Annotated in this window: 13 protein-coding genes and 1 tRNA gene; 9 read left to right on the top strand and 5 right to left on the bottom strand. The window is 71.2% G+C overall.

Annotation, left to right across the window (positions count from 1 at the left end):
* The first annotated feature begins 201 nt into the window (after positions 1-201).
* From ispD to ACFYZB_RS07350, 6 genes are all read left to right on the top strand, one after another.
* Complete coding sequence (ispD, locus tag ACFYZB_RS07375; RefSeq protein WP_388755410.1) at positions 202-954, top strand: 2-C-methyl-D-erythritol 4-phosphate cytidylyltransferase; 753 nt, start codon at positions 202-204, stop codon at positions 952-954.
* Positions 944-1441 (top strand): 2-C-methyl-D-erythritol 2,4-cyclodiphosphate synthase, encoded by a 498-nt coding sequence (gene ispF / locus ACFYZB_RS07370; RefSeq protein WP_388755407.1) that lies wholly within the window; start codon positions 944-946, stop codon positions 1439-1441. The genes ispD and ispF overlap by 11 nt, the downstream gene beginning before the upstream one ends.
* 87 nt (positions 1442-1528) lie before the next feature.
* Entirely contained in the window at positions 1529-1933 is a 405-nt protein-coding gene (locus ACFYZB_RS07365; RefSeq protein WP_388755404.1) for a PPOX class F420-dependent oxidoreductase, read from the top strand.
* Positions 1934-1978: 45 nt separating this feature from the next.
* Complete coding sequence (gene cysS, locus ACFYZB_RS07360) at positions 1979-3394, top strand: cysteine--tRNA ligase (protein ID WP_388755401.1); 1416 nt, start codon at positions 1979-1981, stop codon at positions 3392-3394.
* Between the two features lie 91 nt (positions 3395-3485).
* The gene (gene rlmB / locus ACFYZB_RS07355; protein ID WP_388755398.1) at positions 3486-4427 is read left to right on the top strand and encodes a 23S rRNA (guanosine(2251)-2'-O)-methyltransferase RlmB; all 942 of its coding nucleotides are present in this window, start codon (positions 3486-3488) and stop codon (positions 4425-4427) included.
* 154 nt (positions 4428-4581) lie between these two features.
* Complete coding sequence (locus ACFYZB_RS07350) at positions 4582-6264, top strand: DoxX family membrane protein (RefSeq protein ID WP_388755395.1); 1683 nt, start codon at positions 4582-4584, stop codon at positions 6262-6264.
* An 82-nt stretch (positions 6265-6346) separates the two neighbouring features.
* Here ACFYZB_RS07350 and ACFYZB_RS07345 read toward each other — a convergent pair whose 3' ends face one another.
* The 3 genes from ACFYZB_RS07345 to msiK form a co-directional block, all read right to left on the bottom strand.
* Positions 6347-7078: an NDP-sugar synthase gene (locus ACFYZB_RS07345; RefSeq protein ID WP_388755392.1), complete on the bottom strand. Its 732-nt coding sequence runs from the start codon at positions 7076-7078 to the stop codon at positions 6347-6349.
* Between the two features lie 157 nt (positions 7079-7235).
* A complete protein-coding gene (locus tag ACFYZB_RS07340) occupies positions 7236-7697 on the bottom strand; it encodes a hypothetical protein (RefSeq protein ID WP_388755389.1) in 462 nt (153 codons plus the stop codon).
* A 210-nt stretch (positions 7698-7907) separates the two neighbouring features.
* Positions 7908-9044: a diacetylchitobiose ABC transporter ATP-binding protein MsiK gene (gene msiK, locus ACFYZB_RS07335; RefSeq protein WP_351214166.1), complete on the bottom strand. Its 1137-nt coding sequence runs from the start codon at positions 9042-9044 to the stop codon at positions 7908-7910.
* Between the two features lie 214 nt (positions 9045-9258).
* Here msiK and ACFYZB_RS07330 point away from each other — a divergent pair.
* A tRNA-Thr gene (locus ACFYZB_RS07330) sits at positions 9259-9332 on the top strand.
* A gap of 56 nt (positions 9333-9388) precedes the next feature.
* Here ACFYZB_RS07330 and ACFYZB_RS07325 read toward each other — a convergent pair.
* Both ACFYZB_RS07325 and ACFYZB_RS07320 read right to left on the bottom strand, forming a co-directional pair.
* A complete protein-coding gene (locus ACFYZB_RS07325; RefSeq protein WP_388755385.1) occupies positions 9389-9802 on the bottom strand; it encodes a DUF3592 domain-containing protein in 414 nt (137 codons plus the stop codon).
* Between the two features lie 105 nt (positions 9803-9907).
* A complete protein-coding gene (locus ACFYZB_RS07320; protein ID WP_388755382.1) occupies positions 9908-11806 on the bottom strand; it encodes a hypothetical protein in 1899 nt (632 codons plus the stop codon).
* Positions 11807-12163: 357 nt separating this feature from the next.
* Between ACFYZB_RS07320 and ACFYZB_RS07315 the strand changes: the two genes are divergently transcribed.
* Entirely contained in the window at positions 12164-12817 is a 654-nt protein-coding gene (locus ACFYZB_RS07315) for a rhomboid-like protein (protein WP_388755379.1), read from the top strand.
* Positions 12818-12827: 10 nt separating this feature from the next.
* The gene (locus tag ACFYZB_RS07310; protein ID WP_388755376.1) at positions 12828-14234 is read left to right on the top strand and encodes an NAD(P)/FAD-dependent oxidoreductase; all 1407 of its coding nucleotides are present in this window, start codon (positions 12828-12830) and stop codon (positions 14232-14234) included.
* The last annotated feature ends 8 nt before the right edge of the window (positions 14235-14242 follow it).

Here is a 14242-nt window from a genome sequence, read left to right as displayed (position 1 = left end):
CTGCGGCATGTTCATACCCGCAGTGCCCCGCAACGGGTGTTCCTCGGTGAAACCAGTGGATCGGCCCCCCGATACTTGACGTGCCGGGCCCGGGCAGATGGCTCGACCAGGGTCACGGAAAGGGTCCGGTCAAGGCGTCGCGCCCGGCACTCCTCCAGGCCATACCCACCTAGGTCGAGCACACAAACCTGACAGGAACCGATGTCTGACGAATCGCGCCCTTCGCCCGCGCTGACCCCCGTCGCCGCCGTGATTCCCGCCGCCGGCCGGGGCGTACGCCTCGGTCCGGGCGCCCCCAAGGCGCTCCGCGCGCTGAACGGCACGCCCATGCTCATCCACGCGGTCCGCGCGCTCGCCGCGTCCCGCCATGTCTCCCTGGTGATCGTCGTCGCCCCGCCGGACGGCGCCGCCGAGGTCAAGTCCCTGCTCGACGCGCACGCGCTGCCCGAGCGCACCGACTTCCTGGTCGTCCCCGGCGGGGACAGCCGCCAGGAATCGGTCGGTCTCGGCCTCGGCGCGCTTCCTCCCGAGTACGGCATCGTCCTCGTCCACGACGCGGCCCGCCCGCTCGTCCCGGTCGACACGGTCGACGCCGTCATCGAGGCCGTACGCGCGGGCGCCCCCGCCGTCGTCCCCGCGATCCCGCTCGCCGACACGGTCAAGGAGGTCGAGCCCGCGGCCGCCTCCGGCGACCCGGAGCCGGTCGTGGCGACCCCGGACCGCGCCCGCCTGCGCGCCGTCCAGACGCCCCAGGGCTTCGACCGGGCGACCCTGGTCCGCGCCCACGAGACCGTCACCGAAGACGTCACGGACGACGCGAGCATGGTTGAGCAGCTGGGTCTGCCCGTCGTGACCGTCGCCGGGCACGAGGAGGCCTTCAAGGTCACCCGCCCCCTCGACCTGGTCCTCGCCGAGGCGGTCCTGGCCCGCAGGAGGCTCAACGATGGCTTCTGAGCAGCCGCTGATCCTTCCCCAGGTGGGCATCGGCACCGACATCCACGCCTTCGAGGAGGGCCGCGAGCTGTGGTGCGCGGGCCTGAAATGGGAGGGCGAGGGGACCGGCCTGGCCGGGCACTCCGACGCGGACGTCGTCGCCCACGCCGCTTGCAACGCCCTCTTCTCCGCCGCCGGCCTCGGTGACCTGGGCCGGCACTTCGGCACCGGCCGCCCCGAGTGGTCCGGCGCCTCGGGCGTGACCCTCCTGACGGAGGCCGCCCGGATCGTCCGCGAGGCCGGCTTCACCATCGGGAACATCGCCGTCCAGGTGGTCGGCCCCCGCCCGAAGATCGGCAAGCGCCGGGACGAGGCCCAGAAGATCCTCTCCGAGGCGGCCGGAGCGCCCGTCTCCGTCTCCGGCGCCACGACGGACGGCCTCGGCTTCCCGGGCCGGGAGGAGGGCCTGATGGCGATCGCGACGGCCCTGGTGGTCCGCACCGCCTGAGTCCGGCGCCCGGGATTCCCGTGGTGCGGGTGAGCGGAGAGCGTGCGAGGGTACCCGGAGAGTCACCGCCGACCCAAGGAGGCACCCATGCCCGCCACCCTGCCCGACCGGCTCAAGTCCCTGCTCGACGGTCCCGTCTTCATCGTGGTCGGCACGATCCAGCCCGACGGCCGCCCGCAGATGTCCCCGGTGTGGGTGAAGCGGGACGGTGACCAGATCCTGTTCTCCACGACCGTCGACCGCCGCAAGAAGAAGAACCTCGACCGCGACCCCCGGGTCAGCGTCGTGGTCCAGGACCCCGAGATGCCGTACGTCTACGCCGAGATCCGGGGCACCGCGGAGTTCGCCACCCAGGGCGCCAAGGAACTGATCGACGAACTGTCCCTGAAGTACACCGGCAAGCAGTACGCCGAGTTCAACCCCGACTCCGTCAACGACGCCGACCGCGTGGTCGTGAGGATCACCCCGGAGAAGATCGTGGGCATGTTCTGAGGCGTGCGGCACTGGGCACCACCCCGCGCCCACTACTCTGGAGTGGTGACCATTCGCCTGTACGACACCAGCGCCCGGCAGATCCGTGACTTCACCCCGCTCACGCCGGGCTGCGTCTCGATCTACCTGTGTGGCGCCACCGTGCAGGCGGCACCTCACATCGGGCACATCCGGTCGGGCCTCAACTTCGACATCATGCGCCGCTGGTTCACCTACCGCGGCTATGAGGTGACGTTCGTCAGGAACGTCACGGACATCGACGACAAGATCATCGCCAAGGCCCGTGAGCAGGGCCGGCCCTGGTGGTCGATCGGGTACGAGAACGAACGCGCCTTCGACGAGGGCTACACCGCCCTCGGCTGCCTGCCGCCGACCTACGAGCCGCGCGCCACCGGCCACATCACCGAGATGGTCGAGATGATGCAGCGTCTCATCGAGCGCGGACACGCCTACGCGGCCGACGGCAACGTCTACTTCGACGTCCGTTCCTTCCCGCAGTACCTCCAGCTGTCGAGGCAGGAGCTGGACAACCTGCTCCAGCCGTCCGGTGAGGGAGAGACCGGCAAGCGGGACCCGCGTGACTTCGCCATGTGGAAGGCGGCGAAGCCGGGCGAGCCGACGTGGCCGACCCCGTGGGGCGAGGGCCGGCCCGGCTGGCACCTGGAGTGCTCGGCGATGGCGCACAAGTACCTGGGCACGGCCTTCGACATCCACGGCGGCGGCCTGGACCTGATCTTCCCGCACCATGAGAACGAGATCGCCCAGGCCAAGGCCTACGGCGACGACTTCGCCCGGTACTGGGTGCACAACGCCTGGGTCACCATGGCCGGCGACAAGATGTCCAAGTCGCTGGGCAACAGCGTGCTCGTGTCCGAGATGGTCAGGGCGTGGCGGCCCGTCGTGCTGCGCTACTACCTCGGCACCCCGCACTACCGCTCGATGATCGAGTACAGCGAGGAGTCGCTGCGTGAGGCCGAGTCGGCGTTCGCGCGGATCGAGGGCTTCGTGCAGCGGGTGACCGAGCTGACCGGGAAGGCCGTGGAGCCGGCTGCCGAGGTCCCGCCCGCCTTCGCCGAGGCGATGGACGACGACCTGGGCGTCCCGCAGGCCCTCGCCGTCGTGCACACCACCGTCCGGCAGGGCAACAGCGCGCTGGCCGCCGACGACAAGGACGCCGCGGTCGCCCGCCTCGCCGAGGTACGGGCCATGCTCGGCGTCCTCGGCCTCGACCCGCTCGACGAGCAGTGGGCGGGAGGGTCCGACACGGGCGAAACCGTGCTCAACAAAAGCGCGCACGGCGTGGTCGACAGCCTCGTCCGGCTCGTCCTCGAGCAGCGCGAGTCCGCCCGCGCCCGCAAGGACTGGGCCACCGCCGACGCCATCCGCGACCAGCTCAACCAGTCCGGGCTGGTCATCGAGGACAGCCCGCAGGGCCCGCGCTGGACCCTCGGGCCCCGGTAGGCCCCAACTCTTGATCGATTGTGCCGCCCGGCCCCCCGGGCGGCACACTGCATAGACGTACGCACACTTTTTCGCAGAGAACAGGTAGGTCATGGCCGCGAACAACCGCCGCATGTCCGGCAAGAAGGGCGCGCAGGTCGGCAGCGGCGGCCAGCGGCGCCGGGGCCTGGAGGGCAAGGGCCCGACCCCGCCCGCCGAGATGCGCAAGGGGCACGCCAAGCAGCGCGCCGCCCAGGCCAAGGCGCGCCGCGCCCAGGGCCGCCCGCCGCAGCGCCGGGGCGGCGGCAAGTCGGCCTCCGAGCTGGTCGTGGGCCGTAACCCGGTGGTCGAGGCACTCCGTGAGGGCGTCCCCGCCTCCACGCTCTACGTCCAGCAGTTCATCGACAACGACGAGCGGGTGCGCGAGGCGCTCCAGCTCGCGGCCGAGCGCGGCGGCATCAACCTCATGGAGGCGCCCCGCCCCGAGCTGGACCGCATGACGAACGGCCTCAACCACCAGGGCCTCGTCCTGCAGGTCCCGCCGTACGAGTACGCGCACCCCGAGGACCTCACCGAGGCCGCCTACGACGAGTCCGAAGACCCGCTGATCGTCGCCCTGGACGGCGTCACCGACCCGCGCAACCTCGGCGCGGTCGTCCGTTCCGTCTCCGCCTTCGGCGGCCACGGCGTCGTCGTGCCCGAGCGCCGCTCGGCCGGCATGACCGCCGGTGCCTGGAAGACCTCCGCCGGCACGGCCGCCCGCACCCCGGTCGCCCGCGCCACCAACCTCACCCGCGCCCTGGAGGCGTACAAGAAGGCCGGCATCACGGTCGTGGGCCTGGCGGCGGACGGCGAGGTCGAACTCGGCGATCTGGAGGCCCTGGACGGCCCGGTCGTCATCGTCGTCGGCAGCGAGGGCAAGGGCCTGTCCCGCCTGGTCGGCGAGACCTGCGACTTCCGTGTCCGCATTCCGATGCCCGGTGGCGCGGAGTCGCTGAACGCGGGTGTGGCGGCGGGCATCGTCCTGTACGAGGCGGCGCGCAGGCGCAGCTGACGTATCCGGCGCGCCGACGGGACTGAACACCCGTCCGGAATTTCACCCTTGCGGGGTAATTCTGGCGTCCATGTGGCGTGAGAGGCCGCTTTGACGGGGTCCGGACACATCCGCCCGGTCAAAGCAGTGTCCTAACTCCACGTCGCTCGGTTAGATGAGTGTGGACACCAGAACACCCCGCACACCCACGGGGGGACGCTCGTCGGGATTCCAGTCCGGGTCCGACGAGGCTCCCGCGCTGAGCATGGTGAAGGTGCCGAGCGATCCGGCGCAGGTCATCGTCAATCACGCCAGCTTCCGCGTACAGCTGGGCGCATCGGCGAGGCGCACCCAATCCCCGCGGATCGCCCGGCATCTGAGCGCCGCCCAGGACCCCGCCCGGATGCCCGTCGTGGGCGCGGTGGGCCGGCCGGGCGCCGCCGCCGGGCGCCGCCGCGCCGTCGTGTGGAGCGGCAAGTCCGCCCCCGACGACACCGGCGCCCACCGGCTCCTCCAGGCCGTGCGGGGCAGCAGCGTCCGTCACGCCGAGGAGCCCGAGCCCGGCGCCACCCAGGTCATCCCCCGCGTCGGGACCGACTACGGCGACGGCTACGACGAGGTGGAACAGACCGTCGAGACCCCGGTCGTGGGCCACCAGCGCACCGCCCCCGACGCCGCCGACGGCACCCGTCTGCTGCCGCACATGCGCACGGTCGGCGGCGCCTACGACGAACCCTCCTACCCGTACGCCGACTTCGAGCCCTACGACGGCCACGACGACCCCGACGGCCACGGCCGCTACGACGATTACGACGACTACGCCGACCCCGACGCCCCGCGCCCCGTCCGCCGTCAGGGGGACGACCCGGCCCGGCACGCCTACTACCCCGGCCGACGGATGAACCTCGGCGTCGTCCTCCTCCCGCTCCGCATCTTCCTCGGCTTCATCTCCATCTACGCCGGCATGGGAAAGCTGTGCGACCCGCTCTACTTCGACGGCGGCAAGCGCGGCTCGATGGTCAAGTGGCTCAACACCCTGCACCCCTGGGAGGTCGCCGAGCCGCTGCGCCAGTTCGCCCTGCACCACCCCGTCGGTTCCGGGCTGGTCATCGCCTTCCTCCAGGTGGTCGTCGGCGTCCTGACCGTCCTCGGCTGCTGGCAGCGCGTCGCCGCGGTCCTGGGCGCCCTGCTGTCCGCCGCCCTGATCGTCACCGTCAGCTGGAAGACGGTCCCCGCCTACGACGCCCCCGACATCATCTACATGGCCGCCTGGTCCCCGCTGATCATCGCCGGCGCCCCCGTCTACTCCGTGGACGGCCGCCTCGCCGCCGGTGCCTGGCGCCGCCTCGGCCCCCGTGCCGACATCTGGGACCTGCGCCGCTACGTCCTGCGTCGTGGCGTCCTGATCACGGCCGTCACCGCCGGCCTCACCCTGCTCGTCGGCTCCCTGCTCGGCGGCGCCGTACGCGACTCCAGCCGCGTCGTCGTCCCCGGCCCCGGCGAGGCCCCCCGCAACAACCTCCCCGGCTCCCCGCTCCCGCAGGGACCCGGCAAGCGGCACCAGCGGACCCCGGCGGCGTCCAGCTCGCCCACCGGCGGCGCCACGGCCGGCGTGAGCCCCTCCGCGACCGCCCCGGGCGCCACCCGCACGGCCGGCGGTACGACCACGACCCCCAGCCAGACCCAGGGCACCCTGGGCCAGACCCCGCCCCGCCAGTCCTCCCCGACGGGCGGCGCCCCGAGCACCACGGCGGGCCCGACGAGCACCGGCGGCACGTCCGGCTCGGGCGGCTCCTCCGGTTCCGGCGGCTCCTCGTCCTCCGGCGAGCAGGGCCTGGTGGGCGGCCTGCTGGGCTGACGGCACGAGACGAGAGAGGGCCCCGTACCACGGAGGTACGGGGCCTTTTCGATGCTGTGGCGGGAACTTCTCCCACAGACGGCTAACGGCCCAAGGCCGCCAACTCCTTGGCCGCCTCCGTCAGATCCTTCGCCGTGTCGATCGCCCGCCAGTAGGCCCCCTGAGGGATCGGGAACCCGAACAGCTTCCGCTCCCGGGCCAGCCCCGGAAACGTCGTGCGCTCGTGATCCCCCCGCTCGGGCAGCAACTCGGCGAACTCGGGCGAGAAGACGTACACACCCGCGTTGATCTCGAACGTCGACGGCGGGGCCTCGATAAAGTCGGTGATGTGCCCGAACCCGTCGGTCCTCACCGCACCCCACGGGATGCGCGGCCGGGCCAGGGCCAGGGTCGCGACGGAATCCCGCTCGGTGTGGAAGTCGGCCATGTCCCGCAGCGAGAAGCGGGTCCAGATGTCGCCGTTGGTGGCGTACCAGGGCTGGTCGGGGCGGGGCAGATGCGCGGCGGCGTACTTGAGGCCGCCACCGCGGCCGAGGGGCTCCGTCTCGACCACGGTGGTCACGGAGACGGGCAGGTCGGCGGAGTCCAGCCACTTCTGCAGGACCTCGGCGAGATGGCCGCAGGAGACCACCACGTCGGTCACGCCTTCCTCGGCGAGCCAGGTCAGCTGGTGGCCGATGATCGGCGTGCCCGTGCCGGGAATCTCGACCATCGGCTTGGGCCGGTCATCGGTGTAGGGACGCAGCCGGGAGCCCTGGCCACCGGCCAGGACCACGGCTTGAGTGGGGCGCGACGCGGCGTTGGGATGGGTCATGACCGCACTGTACGTGGCGCCCCGCTCGGGCCGGCCGGCAGCGACGCGCTCCTTGGGGAGCCGTTTCCTCGACGGACCCTCCAGGGGGGAGGAACCGGTACCCGAAGGAGGCGTCACCGACATCCCGGCGCACTCGGCGTCCAGCTGTGCGCGGCGTTCAGCTGTGCGCGGCGAGCACGCCCGAGGCGAACGACGTGTCGCACACCGGGCGGGCGTAGGACTGGGCGCGCGAGGCGCCGTAGATGCGCACCGCGAGCTGCCCCAGGGCGCGCGCGATGCCGGAGCAGTGCTGGGCCAGCGAGGGGTGCTCGGTCACGGCCTGCTGGAGGTGGGTGAGGACGACCCCCGGGTTCTCCTCCTGCAGCTCGCCCATCAGCTGGTCGCGGAGCACGTCCTGCGGGGCGCGGGAGACCGTCTTGGTGGAGACCTCCGCCGAGGAGACGTCCGTGGCGGTCAGTGCCGAGCTGGAGGGGCTGCCCGTCCAGTTGACCCGGGTCACCGCGAGGGTCCCGGAGAGCACCAGGAAGACGGGCAGGACGAGGGCGAGAGTGCGGCCGATCCGGCGGGCAGGGCCGCCCCGGTGGCCGCGTCGCGTCTGTGGGGTGGTGGAGTGCTTCACGCGTGTGAGGGTAGCGCGGGGTAATGATTTGGCGACATTTAGTCACCCCTTCGGGGGATGAAGAGGTGCCACTTTCTGGGTAAGGGGTTGACGCGGCCCGCCCGAAATGATCGCTGTGCCGGGGTATGCGCAGGCCCGCAAACGACCCGAAAGGGGCCCCCACGGCATCCGCGGGGGCCCCTTTCGTCAACCTCGGTACAAACGCGCTGCTCAGTCGGAGAGACGCTCACCCGTGGACGTCGAGAACACGTGGATCTCGCCCGGCCGCGGCACCACGTGCAGCGTGGAACCCTTCTCCGGGACCTGGCGGCCGTTGACGCGGACGACCAGGTCCTTGACCTCACCGCCCACCTCGGCGGTGCCGTACACATAGCCGTCGGCGCCCAGCTCCTCGACCACGTTCACGGAGACCGCGAGACCGGCCGGCGCGTCCGCGCTGTCCTTCGTCAGGGAGGCGGCCGCTCCCCCGCCCAGCTCGACCACGTCGAAGTGCTCGGGCCGGACGCCGACCGTCACCGTGCGGTCGCCCTTGTCGGAGGCGGCCTTCAGGGCGTCCCGGTTGACCGGTACGACGCTGTTGCCGAACTTCACGCCGCCGTCGGTGATCGGGACCTCGACCAGGTTCATGGCCGGGGAGCCGATGAAGCCGGCGACGAAGAGGTTCGCGGGCTTGTCGTACATGTTCCGCGGCGAGTCGACCTGCTGCAGCAGACCGTCCTTGAGCACGGCGACCCGGTCGCCCATCGTCATGGCCTCGACCTGGTCGTGGGTGACGTAGACCGTGGTGATGCCGAGGCGGCGCTGCAGCGACGCGATCTGCGTACGGGTGGACACACGGAGCTTGGCGTCCAGGTTGGACAGCGGCTCGTCCATGAGGAAGACCTGCGGCTCACGCACGATGGCGCGGCCCATGGCGACACGCTGGCGCTGACCACCGGAGAGCGCCTTCGGCTTGCGGTCCAGGTACTCGGTGAGGTCGAGGATCTTCGCGGCCTCCTCGACCTTCTGCCGGATCTCCGCCTTGTTGACGCCCGCGATCTTGAGCGCGAAGCCCATGTTGTCGGCGACCGTCATGTGCGGGTACAGCGCGTAGTTCTGGAACACCATGGCGATGTCCCGGTCCTTGGGCGGCAGGTGCGTGACGTCGCGGTCACCGATGCGGATGGCGCCGCCGTTGACGTCCTCCAGGCCCGCGAGCATCCGCAGCGAGGTGGACTTTCCGCAACCCGACGGGCCGACCAGGACGAGGAACTCGCCGTCCTCGATCGCGATGTCGAGACCGTCGACGGCGGGCTTGGTGGAACCCGGGTAGATCCGGGTCGCCTTGTCGAACGTGACAGTGGCCATGGTGATGGGCCCCCTTCTACCGGCAGGAACGTGCCGGACGATCCGTTGTAGGAAGGTGGTTGGTGTAGTCCACACAGGTGAACTGCGCGAACTGGCTCAGGACGGTACCCGGCGTTCACTGGTCTGTCAGTACCTGGGCGACTGTGAACTTCGCGGAAATTTTCGACAGGAGCCGGCCGATACCTGGGTACACTGCACGGGCGCCCATGCGCAGGCCTCCTTAGCTCAGCTGGTCAGAGCGCCGCTCTTGTAAAGCGAAGGTCGTCGGTTCGAATCCGACAGGGGGCTCTGGAAAGCCGCCCCCACCTGGGGTTCTACCAGGTGGGACGGCGGTGCGCCGCCCGTCAGAGGACGAGGAACGCGGCGACGAGGAGACCGGCCGTCAGGCACACGGCTCCCACCGCGCAGAAGACGACGGCCGGCGCGCGGCCGTCGTAGCCGTCGATGAGCATCCGCTTCGGCTTGTCCGGGTCGTAGAAGACGGTCACCTCCGCGCCCCGGCGGAAGACGACCCTGTTGCTGCCGATCGAGGACTCGGCCTCGACCGTCCGGCCGTCGCCGGTCACCCACTGGACCACCGGGTGGTACATCGTGCTGTGCGTGTCGCTGTCACGCCGGGTCTCCAGCCGGACGACCCTCCCGCGCGCCATCGCCCCCTCCTGCCGCAGCCTTCGTGCGCGGCGCAGGATGCCGAGGCCGACGGCCGTGAAGACCGTCCCGATCAGCAGGGGAACACCCGCCCCGATCCATGCGCCCATGACCGCGAACCCCCCTCGTCGCCCGGACCCATTGGATCACGCGTCTCCGAAACACCGCCGACCTGGGGTTTCCCCCAGGTCGGCGGTGTTTTCGGGTCAGGTGCGTCAGGGCACGTACGACGTGGTGTTGCTGGCCCACAGGGCGCCGCCCTTGCCCGGGCCGCCGGTGGAGCTGTAGACGACGAAGTTGCCGTCGTTCTGCATGTCCGCGTAGGCGCCGCTGTGGCCGGAGGTGTGGGTGGACCACAGGGCGGTGCCGGTGCTGGAGTAGACGACCAGGTTGCCGTCGGTCTGCATGTAGGCGTAGGCGCCGGAGTGGCCGGAGGTGCCGGTGGACCAGATGGCCTTGCCGTCGTGCTTGCGGTACATCACGAAGTTGCCGTCGGGCTGCATCGTCAGGCGGGTGTACTTGGACTGGGTCCACCAGCCGCCCTTGAGCTTCTGGCCGGAGCCGATCGTCGCCGAGCGCGCGTAGGTGCCGTCCGACCACAGGGAGCCGCCGGTGCTGGGGCCGCCGCCGGAGCCGTAGACCACCATGTTGCCGTCGTCCTGCACGAGGAAGTAGGCGCCGCTGTGGCCGTTGGTGTGGGTGGACCACAGGGCGGTGCCGGTGCTGGAGTAGACGACCAGGTTGCCGTCGGTCTGCATGTAGGCGTAGGCGCCGGAGTGGCCGGAGGTGCCGGTGGACCAGATCGCCGGCCCGCTGCCGCCGGCGCCGTTGGTCTTGAGGTAGGCGACCAGGTTGCCGTCGCTGCCCATGGTCAGCGTGATGTTCGCGCTGCTCAGCCGGTGGCCGGAGGTCAGCTTCTGGCCGGGCTGGAGCGAGTTGACGGTGTTCGCGCCGGCGGCGAAGGCGGCGGTGCCGTTCGGGGTGCCGAGGCCGGTGGGGCCGTCGTAGCCGGTGCCCGCGGCGCACAGGTAGCCCGGGGAGCAGGTGCCGTTGCTGCCCGTGGTGACGTCGTTCAGGGCCGATGTGTGGCCGTAGGCGTAGGTGGACGGGTAGCTGTTCGCGGCCGGGGTGCCGGCGAGGGCGTAGGTGGCCGCGATGATGGGCGAGGAGGCGCTGGTGCCGCCGTAGACGTCCCAGCCGCCGGCGCCGTAGGTGTCGTAGACGGCGACGCCGGTGGCCGGGTCGGCGACGGCGGAGACGTCCGCGACGGTGCGGTGGGTGCAGCCGGTGTCGGTCTGCCAGGTGGGCTTGGCCTCGTCGGCGGAGCAGCCGGAGCCGGTGCCCTCGGTGCTGCTGGTGGACCACACCGACTCGCTCCAGCCGCGGCTGTTGCTCGACCGGGTGAGCGAGGTGCCGCCGACCGCGGTGACGTAGGGGGAGGAGGCCGGGTACTCGACGCCGTAGCCGCTGTCGCCGGCGCTGACCGTGACGGCGACGCCGGGGTGGTTGAAGTACTGGACGTCGGCGGTGGTCTCGGCCGGGTCCTCGGTGCCGCCGAAGGAGTTGGAGACGTATTTGGCGCCGAGGGCGACGGCCTCGTTCTCGGCCGTGCCGATGTCGGTCATGCCGGCGGAGGAGGCCTCGACGAGCGTGATGTGGCACTGCGGGCAGACGGCGCTGACCATGTCGAGGTCGAGGGAGATCTCGCCGGCCCAGCCCGAGTCGGGGCTCGGGTAGGTGGTGCCGCCGGTCTGGTTGACCTTGTGGAAGCAGCCGTTGGCCGTGGTGCAGGCGGGAAGGCCGTACTGGGACCGGTAGGCGGCCAGGTCGGACTCGGCGTTGGGGTCGTCCATGGCGTCGACGATGGCGACGGTCCGGCCCGAACCGGCGGTGTTCGACGGCAGGTTGTAGGCGCTCTGGAGGTCCGTGGGGCCGTAGCCGGACGGTGTGGTGGCCGGGCTGACGGTCCGGTGCTGGACGATGTCGGTGCGGGCCTCGGCGAGGCAGGCGACATGGCCCGGGGTGGTGGCGTGCGCGCAGAGGTGCTTGATGTGGGCGGCCGCGTGGGGTGGTGGCGCGGCGAAGGCGGTGGCGGTGAGCCATCCGGTGGACATCCCGGCAGATATGAGTGCCGTGGTGGACAGCAGGGCGGCGGTGGATGCCGCCCGGTGTCTGCCTGAGAGCAAGGAAGTGCCCTTCTGGAGTGGTGGCGTTGGAGACCGGGTGGTCTGACCATGACCTTCGAATGCTGCCGATGCTTTTCGGCCAGGGGCAATGAGAAACAAGTAAAGGCTTGATCAGAATCGGGTGCGGAGCCGGCGACCGATCGCCAACTGGTGTTCCTCGACGGGCGGAGTCGCATGTCGATACGGCCCGCGCCGCTGGAGGGCGCTCGGCAGCACTCCTGACCGGCGGGAGCGCCGGGGATGTCAATCACGGGCCGGACGGTACCGGCGTGCGTGAATCGGCTCATGCGAATTCTCCGGGGCCTCGGCGGCGTATGGGCGTACATCCGCAGTGCTCCCGGCACGTATGTGTGGCTGGCGGTCCTGTTCGTCACGACCGTCGCGCTGCACCAGATGTCGCCGGCGTTCGAGCAGCACTTCCTGCGGCAGCGGTCGACCAACATCCACGAGCTGTCACGCAACCCGGTGCGGGTCCTCGTGGCCAGCGCGCTGTGGATCGACAGCGGCCGCTGGCTGCCGTACGTCCTGCTGTACACCGTGTTCCAGGCGCCGGTCGAGCGCTGGCTCGGTACCGCCCGCTGGCTCGCCGTGTGCGCGCTGGCGCACGTGCTCGCCACGCTGACCAGCGAGGGCGCCCTGCTCAAGGCGATCCGCGACGGCATCGCCCCGCACTCGGCGGTCAACACGCTTGACGTCGGCGTGAGTTACGCGCTGGCCGGGGTGATCGGAGTGCTCGCCTACCGGTTCGCCGCGCCGTGGCGGTACGCGTACCTGCTGGTGGTACTCGTGATCTTCGGGCTCCCGCTGACCGAGGGGCCGACCTTCACCGACCTCGGCCACTTCGCCTCCGTCCTGATCGGTCTGGCCTGCTATCCGCTCACCCGGGGCCGCGGAAAAGCATGGAATCCGAAGGAGACACCGGGCGCTCCCAGGGGTTAGCGTCCCGGCCATGAGCAGCTCGCACAGCAGTGTCGTGAACGGCGGGATCTCCTTCTGGTACGCCGACGACGGCCTTCCCGCGGTACGCGAGCCACTGCCCGGGGACGCGACCGCCGACGTCGCGGTCATCGGCGGCGGCTACACCGGCCTGTGGACCGCGTACTACCTGAAGAAGGCCGCCCCCTTCCTCCGCATCACCGTGCTGGAGCAGAAGTTCTGCGGCTACGGCGCCTCCGGCCGCAACGGCGGCTGGCTCTACAACGGCATCGCCGGCCGCGACCGGTACGCGAAGCTGCACGGCCGTGACGCCGCCGTACGCCTGCAGAGGGCGATGAACGACACGGTCACCGAGGTGATCGCGGTTGCCGAGACGGAGGGCATCGACGCCGACATCCACCGCGGCGGCGTCCTCGAAGTGGCCACCACCCCCGCCCAACTGGCCCGCCTCAAGGCCTTCCACGAGCACGAGCTGTCGTACGGCGAGAAGGACCGGGAACTGTACGGCGCGCGGGAGACCGCCGAACGCATCCGGGTCGCCGACGCGGTCGGCTCCACCTGGACCCCGCACGGCGCCCGGCTGCACCCCGTGAAGCTGGTCAAGGGGCTCGCGGCGGCGGTGGAGGCCCTGGGCGTCACGATCCACGAGTCGACCCCGGTGACCGAGATCCGGCCCCAGCACGCCGTCACCCCCTACGGCACGGTTCGCGCCCCGTACATCCTGCGCTGCACCGAGGGCTTCACCGCCTCCCTGAAGGGCCAGCGGCGCACCTGGCTCCCGATGAACTCCTCGATGATCGCCACCGAGCCGCTGACCGAGGCACAGTGGGCGTCCATCGGCTGGGACGGCCGCGAGACGCTCGGCGACATGGCCCACGCCTACATGTACGCCCAGCGCACCGCCGACGGCCGTGTCGCGCTGGGCGGCCGCGGGATTCCCTACCGCTTCGGGTCCAGGACGGACAACGACGGCCGTACCCAGGCGGCCACCGTCGAGGCCCTGCACGACATCCTGACCCGCTTCTTCCCGGCCCTGGCCGGGGTGCGGGTGACGCACGCCTGGTCCGGTGTGCTGGGGGTGCCCCGCGACTGGTGCGCCACGGTGACGCTCGACAGCTCGACGGGCCTCGGCTGGGCCGGCGGCTACGTCGGCTCCGGCGTCGCCACCACCAACCTGGCCGCCCGCACCCTGCGCGACCTGGTCCAGCAGGACTCCGGTCAGGGCGGCCGCACCGAGCTGACGGACCTGCCCTGGGTCAACCACAAGGTCCGCAAGTGGGAACCCGAGCCCTTCCGCTGGCTCGGCGTCCATGGCATGTACGCCACCTATCGCACCGCCGACCGGCGGGAACGTCTCCGCCCCGGCACGGAGTCCTCGCGGCTGGCGAAGGCGGCGGACCGGGTGGCCGGGCGGCACTGAACGGGCGG

The organism is Streptomyces sp. NPDC001852 (genome assembly GCF_042891825.1).
Classification (GTDB): Bacteria; Actinomycetota; Actinomycetes; order Streptomycetales; family Streptomycetaceae; genus Streptomyces.
This window is presented reverse-complemented; position numbering and strand designations above follow the sequence as displayed.

Excerpts from the sequence above, each read along its gene's own strand:
- ispD (WP_388755410.1), top strand. The coding sequence starts at position 202 with ATGTCTGACGAATCGCGCCCTTCGCCCGCGCTGACCCCCGTCGCCGCC.
- ispF (WP_388755407.1), top strand. The coding sequence starts at position 944 with ATGGCTTCTGAGCAGCCGCTGATCCTTCCCCAGGTGGGCATCGGCACC.
- ACFYZB_RS07350 (WP_388755395.1), top strand. The coding sequence starts at position 4,582 with ATGAGTGTGGACACCAGAACACCCCGCACACCCACGGGGGGACGCTCG.
- ACFYZB_RS07325 (WP_388755385.1), bottom strand. The coding sequence starts at position 9,802 with ATGGGCGCATGGATCGGGGCGGGTGTTCCCCTGCTGATCGGGACGGTC.
- rlmB (WP_388755398.1), top strand. The coding sequence starts at position 3,486 with ATGGCCGCGAACAACCGCCGCATGTCCGGCAAGAAGGGCGCGCAGGTC.
- ACFYZB_RS07310 (WP_388755376.1), top strand. The coding sequence starts at position 12,828 with ATGAGCAGCTCGCACAGCAGTGTCGTGAACGGCGGGATCTCCTTCTGG.
- ACFYZB_RS07320 (WP_388755382.1), bottom strand. The coding sequence starts at position 11,806 with ATGTCCACCGGATGGCTCACCGCCACCGCCTTCGCCGCGCCACCACCC.
- ACFYZB_RS07315 (WP_388755379.1), top strand. The coding sequence starts at position 12,164 with ATGCGAATTCTCCGGGGCCTCGGCGGCGTATGGGCGTACATCCGCAGT.
- ACFYZB_RS07365 (WP_388755404.1), top strand. The coding sequence starts at position 1,529 with ATGCCCGCCACCCTGCCCGACCGGCTCAAGTCCCTGCTCGACGGTCCC.
- msiK (WP_351214166.1), bottom strand. The coding sequence starts at position 9,044 with ATGGCCACTGTCACGTTCGACAAGGCGACCCGGATCTACCCGGGTTCC.
- ACFYZB_RS07345 (WP_388755392.1), bottom strand. The coding sequence starts at position 7,078 with ATGACCCATCCCAACGCCGCGTCGCGCCCCACTCAAGCCGTGGTCCTG.